Source organism: Paenibacillus sp. J31P316 (genome assembly GCF_056269105.1).
On the sequence record NZ_JBWDNI010000019.1, the window covers coordinates 90,050 to 105,297 of the forward strand.

General features: G+C 54.3%; 12 protein-coding genes. 2 read left to right on the forward strand and 10 right to left on the reverse strand.

All coding sequences use genetic code 11. The features are described from left to right. Positions 1 to 86 precede the first annotated feature (86 nt). Positions 87 to 959 carry a helix-turn-helix domain-containing protein gene (locus AC0YNU_RS29305; protein ID WP_475762957.1) on the forward strand — a complete coding sequence of 291 codons (873 nt, stop codon included), beginning with the start codon at positions 87 to 89 and terminating at the stop codon, positions 957 to 959. A gap of 129 nt (positions 960 to 1,088) precedes the next feature. Here AC0YNU_RS29305 and AC0YNU_RS29310 read toward each other — a convergent pair whose 3' ends face one another. Next, positions 1,089 to 1,628 (reverse strand): chromate transporter, encoded by a 540-nt coding sequence (locus AC0YNU_RS29310; RefSeq protein WP_475762959.1) that lies wholly within the window; start codon positions 1,626 to 1,628, stop codon positions 1,089 to 1,091. An 18-nt stretch (positions 1,629 to 1,646) separates the two neighbouring features. Then, on the reverse strand, positions 1,647 to 2,276 hold the full coding sequence (locus AC0YNU_RS29315) for a chromate transporter (RefSeq protein WP_475762962.1): 630 nt from the start codon (positions 2,274 to 2,276) through the stop codon (positions 1,647 to 1,649). 256 nt (positions 2,277 to 2,532) lie between these two features. On the opposite strand from AC0YNU_RS29315, the gene AC0YNU_RS29320 reads away from it, so the two are divergent. Beyond that, on the forward strand, positions 2,533 to 3,696 hold the full coding sequence (locus AC0YNU_RS29320; RefSeq protein ID WP_475762964.1) for an ROK family protein: 1,164 nt from the start codon (positions 2,533 to 2,535) through the stop codon (positions 3,694 to 3,696). 208 nt (positions 3,697 to 3,904) lie between these two features. Here the strand turns inward: AC0YNU_RS29320 and AC0YNU_RS29325 are convergent, their stop codons facing one another. From AC0YNU_RS29325 to AC0YNU_RS29360, 8 genes are all read right to left on the reverse strand, one after another. Next, the gene (locus tag AC0YNU_RS29325; RefSeq protein WP_475762966.1) at positions 3,905 to 4,999 is read right to left on the reverse strand and encodes a peptidylprolyl isomerase; all 1,095 of its coding nucleotides are present in this window, start codon (positions 4,997 to 4,999) and stop codon (positions 3,905 to 3,907) included. Positions 5,000 to 5,214: 215 nt separating this feature from the next. Further along, positions 5,215 to 6,360, reverse strand: a complete 1,146-nt coding sequence (locus AC0YNU_RS29330; RefSeq protein ID WP_475762968.1) for a YecA family protein — start codon at positions 6,358 to 6,360, stop codon at positions 5,215 to 5,217. Between the two features lie 174 nt (positions 6,361 to 6,534). Next, positions 6,535 to 7,845 (reverse strand): Gfo/Idh/MocA family protein, encoded by a 1,311-nt coding sequence (locus AC0YNU_RS29335; protein ID WP_475762970.1) that lies wholly within the window; start codon positions 7,843 to 7,845, stop codon positions 6,535 to 6,537. Between the two features lie 27 nt (positions 7,846 to 7,872). Next, positions 7,873 to 8,757 (reverse strand): carbohydrate ABC transporter permease, encoded by an 885-nt coding sequence (locus AC0YNU_RS29340; protein ID WP_475762972.1) that lies wholly within the window; start codon positions 8,755 to 8,757, stop codon positions 7,873 to 7,875. Positions 8,758 to 8,777: 20 nt separating this feature from the next. Next, the gene (locus AC0YNU_RS29345; protein ID WP_475762974.1) at positions 8,778 to 9,689 is read right to left on the reverse strand and encodes an ABC transporter permease; all 912 of its coding nucleotides are present in this window, start codon (positions 9,687 to 9,689) and stop codon (positions 8,778 to 8,780) included. 143 nt (positions 9,690 to 9,832) lie between these two features. Further along, positions 9,833 to 11,569, reverse strand: a complete 1,737-nt coding sequence (locus AC0YNU_RS29350; protein ID WP_475762976.1) for an extracellular solute-binding protein — start codon at positions 11,567 to 11,569, stop codon at positions 9,833 to 9,835. 140 nt (positions 11,570 to 11,709) lie between these two features. Then, positions 11,710 to 13,392, reverse strand: coding sequence for a response regulator (locus tag AC0YNU_RS29355; RefSeq protein WP_475762978.1), 1,683 nt, complete (start codon positions 13,390 to 13,392; stop codon positions 11,710 to 11,712). A 4-nt stretch (positions 13,393 to 13,396) separates the two neighbouring features. Beyond that, on the reverse strand, positions 13,397 to 15,133 hold the full coding sequence (locus tag AC0YNU_RS29360; protein WP_475762980.1) for a sensor histidine kinase: 1,737 nt from the start codon (positions 15,131 to 15,133) through the stop codon (positions 13,397 to 13,399). Positions 15,134 to 15,248: the final 115 nt, after the last annotated feature.

Consider the following 15,248-nt stretch of genomic DNA (forward strand, 5'->3'; position numbering starts at 1 on the left):
CGTATTTGTCTGCGCTTCCATAAAGTTGACGATTCATCCGGTCATCTTCGTCCGAAGCACTACCTTTTCACACGGAGGAACGCGCTATGAAAACTTTGGCCGCGCTGACGCCGTTCGTCGGAGATTCCATGCCTTATCTCTACGACGGGAGCTCCAATGAAGGGCTCCGCGTCTGCAGCGTATATGCCTTCCACCTCTTCACGGACGGCCCCGGCGAGATGGAGATCGACGGCGTCCGCTACCCGATCGAGAAGCGAACGCTGATCTTCCTTCGTCCCGGCCAGCCGCATGCGTTCCATATCTCTCCGGCGCATCCGCTCGCATCCCATAACCTCTATTGCGATTTATGGGACGACCGTAACCCGGTATCGCTTCACCGTTTGTTCATCTACGCGCCGCTGCCGTTCCGGTTGCCCGAGCAATCCGCGAGCGCGCCGTGCGCGGAGCTGGACGCGCTCCCGGGCGTCTTCTCGCTGCAGCCCTACCCGCATCTGTACGACGCTTTCCTGCATATCGTGCGGCAGTACAACGAGCTGAGCTTCTATCGCGCCGAAACGGTCAACAGCCTGATGTTCGCATGGATGCTCAGCTGGCATAACGCCGTCCATATGCGGCAGCCCCGGGATTATCGCATCGTGCGATTGCTGGAGCAGCTCGAGATGAACCCGGAGCGCCGGGAGCCGGTGGAGCAATGGTGGACGCTGTGCGGATTGAAGCGGACGTACTTTCACGAATTATTCCTACGGGAGACGGGCATGACGCCGAAAGCCTACCAGCATCGCCTACTGATGAAGCGTGCCGTTCACCTGCTGCAGGAAAGCGACCTCAGCATTACCGCGATCGCCGAACGGCTAGGCTATCCGTCCATCCACCCGTTCACCCGCCATTTCTCCGCCTACTACGGCGTCAGTCCGAAACAGTATCGGCTGCATCCCCGGCACAATCGGGACACCCTCTAGATGCCGCGATGTTACGTGCATAGCGAAAGCAAAAAACCAGACCGCATGCGGTCTGGTTTAAAATTTGTCGATGTCCCGCAATAGCGTCAATGCATCTATTTAGCGTGATTAACCGCATAACGCCGGCATTCAGAACAAGATAATACCAGCCACGCCGGATGCGAGAATAACCATGAGGGGATGCATTTTATATCTGAGGATCCCGACCAACGCGCCCGCGCAGATGACCAGCGTCGCTGCCGTTTGCCACGTCGGCATGGACGCTTGATGGGACAAGAATCCGAAATGCAAGGCCGAATATGCGATGACCCCCGTAATTACGGGGCGCAGGCCATAGAGAGAAGATTTAACGAGCTTGTTATCGAACAGTCTGTAGCATATCGCCGCCACAACAATGATAATAACCAGCGAGGGCAGGACGATGCCGGCAGTTGCCGCGATTGCGCCGCCAAGACCGTTGGCATCATATCCGATCAGCGTAGCCGCGTTCGTGGCGATCGGCCCTGGCGCCGTGCCGGCAACCGAGACGACTTCTTGGAATTGACCGTTCGCAAGCCAGCCGTGCGCGATCGTCTCCGTCTCCATTAAGGAGATGACGGAATAGCCGCCGCCGAAGGATACAAGCCCGATTTTCATAAATACGATAAATAGCGCAAACAGGGACACCACTGCGAATCCCTCCTGTAGTTAAATATAGTATTCGGGGTAGATGAGCCCTTGAACCTGCTGCTTGGCTTCTTCCCTCTCCAGCTTCGGTTGGAGGCCGCGTCTCTCTTTGGCCATCACGGCAACGATCCCCATGCCGATCCCGCCTAGCATCACGATCGGCTGGTTGACGGAGGTAAACAGCAACAATAGGAGCGCCGCTGCGGCAGCAACCTTCGTCGTGCGATCGAACAAAGCATGCCTCGCCATCTTGCAGGCGGCTAGAATAATCAAGGCAATGACCGCCCCGTGTATCCCTTTAAGCGCCGCGACGACTTTCGCCTGATCCTTGAACAACGAATAGCACAAGCTCAGCATGCTGACGATGATGAACGTCGGCATCGTAATGCCCAATACGGCAGCGACGGCTCCGGGAACGCCGCCTACCCGATAACCGATAAACGCCGCGGCATTGATGCCGACTCCGCCCGGAGCCGAACCTGCAATCGTGATCATATCTCCCATCTCGGACGACGATAACCAGCCGCGCTTCGCGACAACCTCTTTCTCGATAACCGGAATCATGGCATACCCGCCGCCGAACGTAGAAGGTCCAATTCGGAAGAATACCCAGAATACCCGAAGCAGCAGCCCTAATTTCTCGCGTATCATTCAAATTCCTCCTTGCTGCAAGCACGATACTAGCACCTGAAGTCTACTCCATGACAACCTTTATCTTTATTATACATACTTTTTTTCAATTTGGAATAAAGTCGCCTACTAGCTGCGTATCAAACGTTCTTATGGACATTGCCGGTTCGGCTTATTTGTTAGGCTTCCTCGCGCACTCGGTTGTATCTGCCTTTTTCTTGCGCTAAGATGGCTGTATAGAAGCTATCAAATCCAATGGGGTAAGTTGGGATCAGGCATGGAAACGCCTCGCGCTAAGCTCGCGACCAAACAATCGCTTTATCAGCATATCGCCAATCGGGGCTTCGTCTCGAAGAGCGATCTGTTGTCGTTCTTTACGCTCACGACCAGCACGATGAACCGGCTGCTGGACGAGCTGGCCGGGGAAAGGCTCATTCTCGAGTCCGGGCTCGGCTCCTCGACCGGCGGCAGAAAGCCGATTTTATTCGAGATCAACCCGGATTACGGCTATATGATCGGACTTGAAATCTCGCGCTTCTACTCTTCGCTCGGCTTATTCGATATGCAGTTGAATGCCAAGTCATGGGTCAGATGGCGAATGGACGAGGATATGACGCCCGATCGGTTCGTCAAACATACCGCTCAACAAATCAGATCGCTGTTGAAGGACCACAATCTGTCGCAAAATCAAATCATCGGTATTGGCATCGGCGCCGTCGGCCCGCTTGACCGCACGAGGAACATGATCTTGAATCCGCTGCATTTCCGCGCCCAAGGCTGGTCGGACGTGCCGATTTGCCAACTGATCCAGGACCGATGCGGAATTCCGGCTTTCCTGGATAACGGCGCGAACACCGCGCTCCTCGGCGAACACTGGGCCATGCGCCAAGAACAGCTGCAGCATATGCTCTACGTTCACGCCGGCGTCAGCCTGCGCTCGGCCATGATGTCTCACGGCCGCATCATTCATGGTTCGGTCGATATGGAAGGGTCGATCGGACAAATGATCATCCAAACCGACGGCCCGCGATTGGACGATCACGGCAATTATGGCGCTCTGGAGGCCTTCGTCTCCGTCCTTGCTCTCGAGAAGCGAGCACTGGACGATGCCACATTAAAGGACAACAGCTACGATGCGCTGTTAAGGGAATTATCCTACGGTCATTCCGCCGTGGTCGAACTGTTCATGCATGCTGCCCGAAACCTCGGCATCGGACTCGCCAACCTCATCAACACGCTTCATCCCGAAACGATCATTCTTGGCGGGACCCTGATCAATTCGCATGAACGGTTTTATCAGACCGCTATCGAGGTCGCGCTGCAAAATTCGTATTACTACCCGGAATACGCGCCCGTCTTCTCCAAAGGAGCCCTCAAGGAAGACGCGGTCGCAACGGGAGCGGCGCTGATGGTGAGAGAGAAATTCAGCTTTTTGAAGTGAGTCCGCCTCGACAAAAGATAAGCCTCTATTCATTATCTTCTCTTTTCTACCATTCACGCCAAGCACCGCGCAGCGAACGAAGCAGACGCAGGAAAGGCTCTCATCCTTGGGGATGAGAGCCTTTTTGTGGAGAAACGTTATCGTCTTCAGGTCGTGCTCATTGTTGCTTATGTCTTCTTATTTAACAATTAACGTAACTAAAAGGCTCTTATTTCCCTTGAAGCGTATTCGTAATTTGCGCCTTCGCCTTCACTTCTGCCAGCCAAGCCGTGGATAGATCGCTAATCCGCTGCTGGATGAGCTGTGCCCGGATTTCCGCCTTTTTCTCGTCAAGCGTCGCCGGCTTCGCTTCCTTGTGGTCGGTCACTTTAATGATGTGGTAGCCATAATCCGATTTGATCGGTTCGCTCAGTTCGCCGACTTTAAGCGAGAACGCGGCTTTCTCGAATTCAGGCACCATGGCGCCCTTGCCGAAGTAACCAAGATCGCCCCCGGCTTCCTTGCTGCCCGTGTCGATGGAACGCTCCTTGGCCAGCTTCGCAAAATCCGCGCCTGCTTTCAGCTGCTTCGCGATTTCGTCCGCTTCCGCTTTGGTCGCGACCAAGATATGCGATGCGCGAACTTCCTCAGGCTGATCGTAGGCATCTCGATTCGCCTCGAAGTATTGTTTCACTTCCGCGTCCGTCACGTTCGCGCGCGGCTCCAAGATTTTGCGTATGCGAAGCTGCATCGGCGTCTGCATCTTCAAATCCTCGAGCGTCATGCCCGATTGCTGAAGCGCGTTTTCGAAGGCCGACTCGGACGGGAACTGTTTCTTGATTCTCGCGATTTCCGCATCCACGTCGCTGTCGCTGATTACGATCCCTTTCTTGGCGGCCTCTTGCTTCACCAGCTCCTCTTGAATCAGGTTATCCAACGTTTGCTGCCCGCCCAATGCGGCCATGGCATTATACAGCTGGTTTTTCGTAATGGTAACGCCGTTCACCGAGCCCACGGCTTCCTTGCCGGCATCGCCCAGCGGAACACTGAACGATTTGCTCGTAATCGTGACGGAATTGGCCGGCGAGTTGTAGTTCACGCTGGCGCCGAGCATCTCGGCTGCCGCGCGCAGAGGAACGTAGGTCACGCCTTTGATGGACACGGGCTCCACCTTCGATTTCTGACCGTTTACGATCAAGCTCATTTTCGTTGCGGCGTAGGCTCCTGCGCCTGCCGCGAGCGTCATGCCGACTACGACAAGCGCGGCGATTCCTACTCTACGAAATCGGATATTGCCTCTACCTTCACCTTTACCTTTACGCACACAATTAACCCCCCGCTAGAACTATTCATAGAATGAATGGATTCCCATAATTCTACAATACTCCCGTCGCTTCCGATATACCCAATATGGTTTTTGGCGTGAAGCTCTCCACCCGCTCCTTCATGTGGTCAAAAAAAAGACTCTCTCCTGCCTGCAAACTACACAGATAAGAGAGAGCACTGCAACTACATCAGACTGATTACCGTTCAACGCTGCTACAAGCAGCACTTTTTATGCTTTTTCCCGCTTCCGCACGGGCATGGATCGTTTCTGCCGATTTTCGAGGATACCGCCGGGAATTGGACGACATTGCTCGCAGTCGCGCCTTGATTCGCCCTCGGGCTTAGCTCGGCTGGCGTGAAGCCGCGATTGGACCACATTCTCGTCGTATTGTTTACCTGTATGATGAGCGGCATGATTTCGTTGAGCTGCTTCTTACTCAAGCGAATTTTGCGACTCTCGAACTCTTCCATAACGACGCTTAGCGGCTCTTCCATCGAGCACACGAGCTGGATATCGTCCACGAGCGCGTCAGCCATCCGCTCCGCTTTGCCCAACTGCAGCATGATATGGCTCTTCAATGCCTCCAGCTGAGGCGTCATTTCGAAATAATCGATCTCCGCATACCGCAGCAGCTCTTCCTTGGGAGGAATGTAGTACGGCTTGTCCTTCACGCTCTCCAAGAACGCTTCATAATCCTCCAGGCTTTCTCCCTCTAGGCCGTCGCTGTATACGAACCCGCTTTGGACTTCCCAGGTAAGCACCTTATCTGAAACGGACAAACGGATCTCATCGAACTGCTCCTCCGTCAAGTTGACGTCGTCGTTCTGCTCATTGATAATCTCCAGGAGCTTCTGAACGGGACAGATGCCGTACAAGTTGGCCGCGGCTTCCGTATAGCGGAGTACCAGTTGGTTTATGCCGCGTTCTTCGCGGAACTTCTTCTGATCCAGCCTCTTGAAGGCGGCCTTGACCTCCTCCGGCATGACGAAGAACAGCTTGTCCTTCTCCAGGAAGCTGAATACCAGGCCTTTATCCATCAAAAACAAATAAGCATCCGCAAATACGGAATTATCCTGCACGTAAGGGGCCTTGAGCAGCCGGCTCACCAGCTCCCATTCCTTCGTCTCCGCCGTAAGGAAAGCCTTCCGCAAGTGAAACGCATGCGTAATCCGCTCGTAGAGCGCATCCGCGAGCTCCTGTTTCTTCAGCTTCGAGCGCCCAGCAAGCTCGCAATTGGCGGCAATGAAATTCAACCGGTCTTTGGTCAGCTGTGCAAGGATATCCTTCAAACTCGTCTTGACTGCACCTTTAATCGCGTTATTCACGTTCAGCTGCAGCATTTCCTTTTCCAATTCCATTCCAGAACTCCTTTACAAGTCAAACATGCTATCTGAATTGTACCCTAACCCGGCTTGCAATTGAAGGGCGTGGCAGGATTAAGCAATTCGGATGGTACGCAGATTCACCTGGCTTCATTCATAGCAAAAACCCGACCTCATGCGGTCGGGTGAGCTATAGAGCCTGTGATTCCCTTACCGAAACTGCTCCGCGAACTTCTCCACCTCGATGACTTTCGCTTCCAGACGAGCTTGTTCGGCGGCGAAAGCCATCAAGTGGCTCTGCACCGAATGCACGGCGGAAGTAAGGCCGACGCTCGCCTGGCTTGCGACGTTGTCCCGACGCTCGCGCACGAGCTCCGCGAAGTCGCGAATCAAGCCCAGATCGCCGCCGCCGTGGCCGATATGTCCGTCAGGCGTTTCGAGATCGATTCGTTCCGGCTCGATTGCGCCGAATCGGATCAGCTCGATTTCGTTCTTCTCCATGGCGGCGCGAATTTCGCCCTTTGTCCCCATCAGCTTGATCGTCCGGCTGCAATCCTGCGTGAAGGCGCTCATCGTGAACGCCGCCGTGACCGCATTGGCGAATTCCATGTTCACCACCTGGTGATCGACGACATCGTTATCGCAATGGTACACGCACCGTCCGTACGGACCCACCTGCAGCGCTTTAAGGCGCGCTTCATAGCTTTGATCGTCGCTGATCGCCAGCGCCATCCAACTCGGCTTGTCGCCCAGATAAACATCCGGCGCATAATACAGGCAGTCGTCCGCCGCCGGGCAGCCGTCGGTGCAGCGCTCGGCCGCGCCAGCAGGCGCATGCTCGGAACGGAAATGCGACAGTGATCCGAACGACGACAGCCGCACGCAGTCCGCCCCCGCCAGCCACAGGAGAATGTCCATGTCGTGGCAAGACTTCGCCAGAATCATCGGGCTGGATTCCGCGACATTGCGCCAATTGCCTCGCACGAAGCTATGCGCCTGATGCCAGTAAGCGACATTCTCATTGTGCTGAATCGACATCAGCCGTCCGATGGCGCCGTCATCCAGCAGCTTCTTAAGGGTACTGAAGAAAGCCGTATAGCGCAGCACATGGCAAATCGAGAAAACAAGGCCTGCCTGCGCCGCCTTCTCGCCCATCTGCACGCATTCTCGCGGGTCGGGCGACATCGGCTTCTCCAGAAGCACGTGATACCCGGCATCCAGAGCACGCATCGTCGGCTCGAAATGCATCTTGTCCTGCGTGCAGATAATAACCGCGTCCGCCAATTTCGGCTGCGCAAGCAGCTCGCGCCAATCGTCGAACGCCAAGCTTTCCTCGATGCCGTGCCGCTGTCTGAACTTCTCCGTTCGCGCCGCGTTCGGATCGGCGACCGCCACGACTTGCATTCGGTCCGGATAGTCGATCGCATAATTCGTATAGACCTGCCCGCGAAGCCCGGCGCCGATCAGCGCTACTTTGATCTTCTCAGCCATTGTGCCGTTCCACTCCTCTGTATGAAGCATGAAGTTACCTTCTGCCCCGCTCTGCTTCTACTCTTTCACGCTGCCGACCGTAATCCCCTTGATAAAAAACTTCTGCAGGAACGGATACACCAGCATGATCGGCAGAGCGCCAAGGAAAATTTGCGCCGTTCGCAACGTTTTCTCGCTTATGTTTTCCAATCGATTCAGGTCGTCGAGCGAGATCGCCTGCTTGTTGATGGACGTCACCAACGTCGACAGGTAGCTTTGCAGCGGATATTTCTCGGGCGTATTCATATACAAAATACCGTCAAACCACGCATTCCAATGCCCAACGATGGTAAACAACGTGATCGTGGCCAACGCCGGCAGCGAGACCGGCAAATATATTTTCCACAGCAGCGTCCAATGGCCTGCCCCGTCGATCGTCGCGGCTTCATCCAATTCCTTCGGAATGCCCCTGAAGAAATTGAGCAGCATCACCGCGTTCCAGACGTTCAAGGCGCCCGGCAGCACGAGCGCCCAGATCGTACCCAGCAAATGCGTCTCTTTGACGATTACGTAGGTAGGGATAAGCCCCCCGCCGAAAAACATCGTCACCGCGAAAAACCACACGTACAGCGTCCGATACCGAAACTGCGCATTGCTTCTCGATAGCGGATAGGCCGTGATGACGACAAACAGCATATTAATGGCCGTGCCCAGCGCGACGCGCTCTACGGAAATCCCTAACGAACGAATGAATTCGGCCTTCTGACCGAGATACCGATACGCTTCCAGCGAGAACCCGACCGGCCACAGCCCTACTTCCGCTGATGCGGCCGCCGTCGTGGAGCTTAACGAGATCGCGAGCATATGGATAAACGGCAAGATGCCAAGGGCAAGAATGGCGGATAATAACACAACGTTGACGAAGATAAACGCCTTTCGGCTCCAAGATGCTTTGTACACCATGCGACTTCTCCTCTCGCCCGCTAGAATATCCGATATCTGCTGAATCGGTAGGCGATATAATAGGATACGGACACCATGCCGAGCGAGATGACCGATTTGAACAACCCGATTGCCGCAGCCGGAGAAAATTGCTGGCTGAACAAGCCCAATCGGTACACGTAGGTGTCGATGACATCCGCTTTATCGTACACGATCGAATTGTACAGAATCAGAATTTGGTCGAAGCCCGCATTGAGCACGTTGCCGAGACTCAGCGTGGCGAGCAAAATAATGATCGGCGCCATGCCGGGCAGCGTGATATGAATCATCTGCTTCCACTTGCCCGCTCCGTCCACTTCCGCCGCCTCATAGAGGCTTGCGTTGATCCCCGCTATGGCGGCGAGAAAGACGATCATGTTGTACCCCATGCCCTTCCATACGTCCGAGCCGACAATGATTCCTCGAAACCAATCCCCGTTGCCCATAAACATAATCGGAGTTATGCCCAGACTATGCAGAATTCCATTGACCGGTCCGTGCAAGGAGAAGATATCGAGCATAACGCCGCCGAGCACCGTCCACGACAGGAAGAACGGCAGAAACACGCTGGTTTGCACGAACCGCTTGAACCAGTCCCTCGTCAGCTCGTTCAGCAGCAACGCCAGGATGAGCGGCACGATCAGTCCGAACGCCATTTTCAGCACGGAGATGATGACGGTATTCCATAAGATTTGATCGAATTCCGGCAAGTGAAAAATATAATCGAAGTTTTTCATCCCCGCCCACTTGGACTTGAAGAAGCCCTGCAGCGGCTGGAACTTCTGAAATGCCATCACGATGCCGAACATCGGTCCGTACGCGTATATCAAGGTGATCAGGACACCCGGCAAGAGCATCAGGTGCAGTGGAAGTTCCCGAATGTTTCGTTTTTTGCGGATAGCTGCGTCCTTCATTATCAACGGCCTCCAGAAAGAAGATTAGTCGCCCGGCCAAGGTCGTTCTCGCAAAGCAAAGGGACGGGAAGCATGCCGGATGTTCCCGCGCTGCATCCCATCGCCCGTGTCGCTTCCAGTTGCGGGTCCTCTAAGCTGCAGGATTACTTGTTCTTGTCGTACCAGGCATTCACTTCGTTCGTGATATCGTCGCCGCCGAGCGCTTTCCAGCTGCTGACGAACTTATCGAATTCATCGATTTTCGCCGAGCCCATAATGATTTTGACGAACGTTTCGTTCATGAGCTTATCCAGCTGGGCACCCTTGTCGATTTGCGTTTCCGTTGCCGGTCCGTAGTACTCGTTGAACACGAATTGCTTGTTGTCGCGGATTTGCCTTGTCAGCCCCCAACCGCCGTTCTTGTCGACCCGGCTGTTATACAAGCCCCATACCGAGCCGCTCTTGTCTCCGGCCAAGTATTTGTTCGCCGCGTCGAGCACCTGCTGCGAGTTCGTATAATAAGGCGTGTCTTGATCCTCGATTTCGGTCAGTTTTTTGTCGATCGCATTATTCACGTTCGTATAAATGTTCTCGATATCCGTCGGGTTGAAGATTCTCGGCACGAACCAGTTGTACACGTACCCGTTCTCCGGCTTGTTCGTTTCATAATATTTTTTCGTGTTTTTCTCGATATAAAAATTGGCCATTTTAATGACGGCTTCAGGGTTCTTGAACTTCTTGTTCGCGACTACGATGTGCCCCATGCGCACCGTCGGAACGAGCGACTTGCCGGGCTGTCCGTCCAACGATGGAATTGGAATGGCGATCCAATCTGCATGGGGGTCCTTATCCTTGTTCAGATTGAGCGGCCAGTTGGCAACCCACCATTCCCCGTAGGCAATCCCCACTTTGCTGCCTATGATGTCTTCGCTGATTTTGGTTTCGTCCTTCAAGCCGAATTCCTTGTCCAGGATCCCTTTGCCGTACCACGATTGCAGCTTGGCAAGCGCCGCCTTCGTCTCGGGCTGAATTTCGCCGGCGGCGAGCTTGCCGTCCGAACCTTTCGTCCAGCCGCCCACGTACGAGTTGAAGCCGTTGAAGAACCCTTTCGCATCGAATGCCCAACCTACGACGGTCTTCGGCAGCGTGATGCCGTACGTATCGTTCTTGCCGTTCTTATCCGGATCGTTATTCGTGAACGCTTCGGCCACCTTCTCGAGATCGTCAATGGACTTCGGCGCTTCCAGCCCGAGGTTTTTCAGCCAGTCCTGGCGAATCCAGAGCAGCTGCGTCGACAGATACGGCTCTTCGAAGCCGGGAAGCGCATAAAGCTTGCCGTCGGCGGATACCGACTTCATCGCCGCGCCGCCGTCGGATTCCATGAATTTCTTTAACGCGGGCGAACCGTATTGGTTGTACGCGTCGGTTAAGTCGGCCAGCACGCCTTGATTTTTGAACTTCTCGAAATTGCGCGGATCAAGATCCATCACGTCCGGCAAGTCGCCCGAGGCGATCGCGATGGAGAACTTTTGCTCGAACTGATCCGTCGGCACCGTCCAAAGATACTTCACGTCGATGTTCATTTCGTCTTTCAGATCTTTCAGATAGGCATTCTTGTCGGGCGTCAATCCGGCAGGCGTTTTCGGATCTTCCGGCGGATTGTACCCCAGCACCTCGGTGACCGTTACCGGCTCGGAGTATTTGCCGAACGGATCCGCTGCCTTGGAATCATCCTTGTTTGCGCTTGCTTCTTCCGATGGGCTGTTTCCGGCTTCCCCGTTGGAAGCCGCTGGCGAAGTGGAATCATTCGTTGCCTTGTTGTTGTTGTTCCCGCATGCGCTTAAAGCCGTACTTAACGTAAGTATAGCTAACAACAATAGACTCGCTTTACTCTTCCCCATGTAAACTCCCCTTTTCCCTGTTATGAAAGCTGACGTTCTTTACACATTCATCATATAATTCCTGCCATTTATCGAACAATGCTAAGATGTTTACATGCTTCTGTTCTATTTACTTCCTGCTATCCGCGCTCTGCCGCCGCTTACTTCCTGCCATGGTGTCCGTAGATGTCGCGGAACTCCTGCGGCGACACTTCCCTCATCTTGCGGAAAAACGCCGTGAAGTAAGAAGGCGACTCAAATCCGAGCCTTAGGGCGATTTCGCTGATCTTGAGCGGAGATTCGACGAGCATGGCGACAGCTGCCTCCGTTTTCGCCGAATTGATATACTCCGACAAGTTGCGGCCCGTCAGCTGTTTATAGCAGCGCGATAGATACGAAGGATTAAAGAAGACCGACTCGGCAATCCGCGCCAAGGACAAGTCTCCGCCCAAATTCTCGCGAACGAACCGGTGGATTCGCTCGCAAAGCAGATTTTCTCCCCGCTCGACCTGCTCTTGCCTGCGAAGGCAGATCGACTTCACCAGCTCGACGAACTGCCTCTGCGCGGCATCCCACTCGGCAGGCAGCTCGGCGCCGGGGAGGCTGGCCATCCGAAGGTCGTTACCCGCCGGATCTGAATAGTCGGTATCGTTCATATGGGAGATGACGGCATGCAGCAGCGAATAATAGCGCTCCAGCCCCAGCATATAATGGCCGGTCAAATGACTCCTCAAACTGCCGAACAGCTCGGCGGTCACGTCCGCCGCGGCTTGCTCGTCCCCCGCGTGAAGGTGCTTCTGCAGCGCGGCCACTCGTTTGTTATAATCGGCGATGCTTGCCGCCGCGGGCTTAACCGCTTCCCGCTTGTACAGGTCCGGTATGCCGAGATCCAAAATGGCCATCTGCTGTCCGTAATAAGCCAAGCGCTTCAATGACGACTTCAGCAGCTCGAACTGTTTGCCGATGTCCGTCCACTCGACCTCGCTTCCGCAAATGCCGAAGGACACCGATACGCCGAGCATGTCGCGGCAGTCGTTCTGCGTCGTCTCCAATATCCCCTTCATATAGGTGATCACGCCTCGCCAGTCCGTCCCGCCTTCCGCGCCCTCGAAGGTAACGGCCGCTTCCTCCGGTTGAATGAACCATACGAGCTCCGCGCGATCGTGTACGATCCGCTCTTCCTTGAGCAGGGCGGACAAGCGATGCGCGAACAAATTCTGAATCGAATAATACGCGTCCATTTTTTTCGTATAGGCCATTTCCTCGTCCCATGCGTCTACTTTGCCAAGCACCATCAAGATCGGCCTGCAGCGATCAAGCCGCATATTCAAGCCTGCAAAGTGCCATTCGCCCGCAATGTCCGCGGCCTGCTCTCCCAATAACAGCGCTTCGAAGAACGCTTTTTTAAGCAGCGGCTCCGCCGCGTTCATCTGCTGCTCCGCTTTCAACAGCATGGCTCTGCTGCCGTTCTCCTCGTCCAGCTTGAGGATCGCCGCCTTCACCGCGTGCGAGATCGGCTCGATGCCCTCCGTTTTCAAAATATAATTATCGGCGTTTCGCCGGATCGCCGTATGTACGTACTCGAATTCACTATGTCCGGTAAGCAGGATCACCCGGCAGGAAGGCCAATACACCGCAATTTCATCGATCAGCTGCAGACCGCTTTTGCCGGGCATGCTGATGTCGCTGATCAAGAGATCGATATTCGTTCGTCTGGCAATATCGAGGGCTTCGTCGGCCGAATAGGCTTTGCAGATATCAAGCTCCGGCTGCGTCTCCTGGAAATGCTGCATTAATCCGTCCACGATGGACGGTTCGTCGTCTACGAGCAACAGTCTGTACATCCCGTCAATCCCCTCTTTCGCCGAAATGGATTTTAATTTCCGCTTTCAACCCGCCGTGCTCGCTGCGCGTAACGAACACCCCGCTCGTCTCCCCGAACCTCAGGCGAATCCGCCTGCTTACGTTGACAAGCCCCGTTTTCTCATGAACCTGCGTGGCATTGCTCAGCTTGGCTTGCAGCTCCTGAAGCTCCTCGTCAGGCAAGCCGCCTCCGTCGTCCTCCACGGCAATACGCAGCACCTCGTGCTCGAAAGTCGCCTGCACATAGACATGGCCGCGACGTTTGCCATTCTCGAAGGCGTGCTCGAACGCATTCTCCACGACGGGCTGTACGATCAAACGCGGAACCGCGTAACCGCTGCACGACTCGGGGACCTCGCCTGCCTCCACTTCAATGCGATTGGAGAAACGAATGCTTTGGATTTCGCAGTAATCGAGGGCGTGCCGGTACTCGTCCGCGAGAGGCGCTTCGTCCTTTCCGCTGCGGGTAATGAACTGATAATAGCTGCCAAGTCTTCTCGCCATCTCGGATGCTTGCTCCATGTCTCCGCTGCGGCAAATCATGTAGATATTGAAAAAGCTGTTATATAGAAAATGGGGATTGATCTGCGATTGCAGCTGCTTCAGCTCGGAGTGCTGCAAGGCGATCTTCTGCTCGTAGTTTTCGCGGATGGATAACTTCAGCCTTTGGACCATCTGATCGAGATTGCGGTACAAATAGCCGAATTCGTTGTTTTTCTTCGAGTCGTTCGACAAGATCAGGCTGTCCGCCTCCAGAATTTTAAACGAGACCATGAGGCGTTTGAGAGGCTTGTGAATCATGAGGTTTACGGAAAAGGAGAAAAGCACGATGATGGCAATGGATACGGCGGATAAGACGATGTACCAGACGTTAAATGTTCTTAGCTGGCCGGTCAGCTCATTCCGATTCAGGTAGGTATACAACGTTAAGCCTAACGTACTGATGCGGCTGTAGGTGACGAGATAGGTCTGCTTCCCGCTTCGTACGGTAAAGCCGGCATCCGGCTTGTCGGACGTTTTTGCCGTTATTCCTTCCCCGATCAGTTTGACGACCTCGTCCTTCGTCTTGAAAGAGATCTGATTGCGAAACGTATCGTCCGCCAATAGCGCGCCCGAATCGTCAAAGCGATCTACGAGCGGACGCAACGTTTCCTCGAACCGGGGAACGGACAGCTGGAAGTAAGCGATTATCGAGGCATTGTTCGCCGACGCAAGGAAGAACAGCTTGCCGCCGCTATAATAGAGAGGCCGCGAAGGCTGCAGCTCGCTATACCCGGCAACGATGTCGTATTCGGCGTTAGGCACCGGCGTTATGCCCGTCTGGGTTGAAATCGTCCTGCCGAACGACTTGATATACACGCCGACATTGACGAGATAATCGCTAGAGTTAAGGTTCGCGACAAGCCTGTCTTTCACGCGATTAACTAATTGAATGCTATCGAATTCATTGATTTGCTTGCCAAGGAAGTTCAATTTTTGCAGCTCGGGGTCGTTCAGAAGCTGGAGCTGCAAGTTGCGGATAAACGACATTTGGTCGTCCAATTGGCGGGAATAAAAGTTGACATTCGACTGATTGGAGCTGGTAATGCCGCTTCTGACAACCTGTTGTCCCTCCAGATTCATCCACAAATTGATCAAGCAATACGGAATGACCAGCGCGACAAAGACAAATATAACCTTCTGATACACATGCAATTTCGTCCATTCAGCCAATGATCTCACAGCTCGTCCCCCTCGTATCCGTACCTCGGCCAGCGATGATTCATTATACAACAAAAAACACCGACCTCTTACGGTCAGTGTTTTCAATGTTCTGTCGTAGCGCGCCACTACCATC

Coding starts and splice junctions, on each gene's coding strand:
- AC0YNU_RS29355 (WP_475762978.1), bottom strand. CDS start 13,392: ATGTACAGACTGTTGCTCGTAGACGACGAACCGTCCATCGTGGACGGA.
- AC0YNU_RS29315 (WP_475762962.1), bottom strand. CDS start 2,276: ATGATACGCGAGAAATTAGGGCTGCTGCTTCGGGTATTCTGGGTATTC.
- AC0YNU_RS29305 (WP_475762957.1), top strand. CDS start 87: ATGAAAACTTTGGCCGCGCTGACGCCGTTCGTCGGAGATTCCATGCCT.
- AC0YNU_RS29335 (WP_475762970.1), bottom strand. CDS start 7,845: ATGCTTCATACAGAGGAGTGGAACGGCACAATGGCTGAGAAGATCAAA.
- AC0YNU_RS29350 (WP_475762976.1), bottom strand. CDS start 11,569: ATGGGGAAGAGTAAAGCGAGTCTATTGTTGTTAGCTATACTTACGTTA.
- AC0YNU_RS29340 (WP_475762972.1), bottom strand. CDS start 8,757: ATGGTGTACAAAGCATCTTGGAGCCGAAAGGCGTTTATCTTCGTCAAC.
- AC0YNU_RS29320 (WP_475762964.1), top strand. CDS start 2,533: ATGGAAACGCCTCGCGCTAAGCTCGCGACCAAACAATCGCTTTATCAG.
- AC0YNU_RS29330 (WP_475762968.1), bottom strand. CDS start 6,360: ATGGAATTGGAAAAGGAAATGCTGCAGCTGAACGTGAATAACGCGATT.
- AC0YNU_RS29345 (WP_475762974.1), bottom strand. CDS start 9,689: ATGAAGGACGCAGCTATCCGCAAAAAACGAAACATTCGGGAACTTCCA.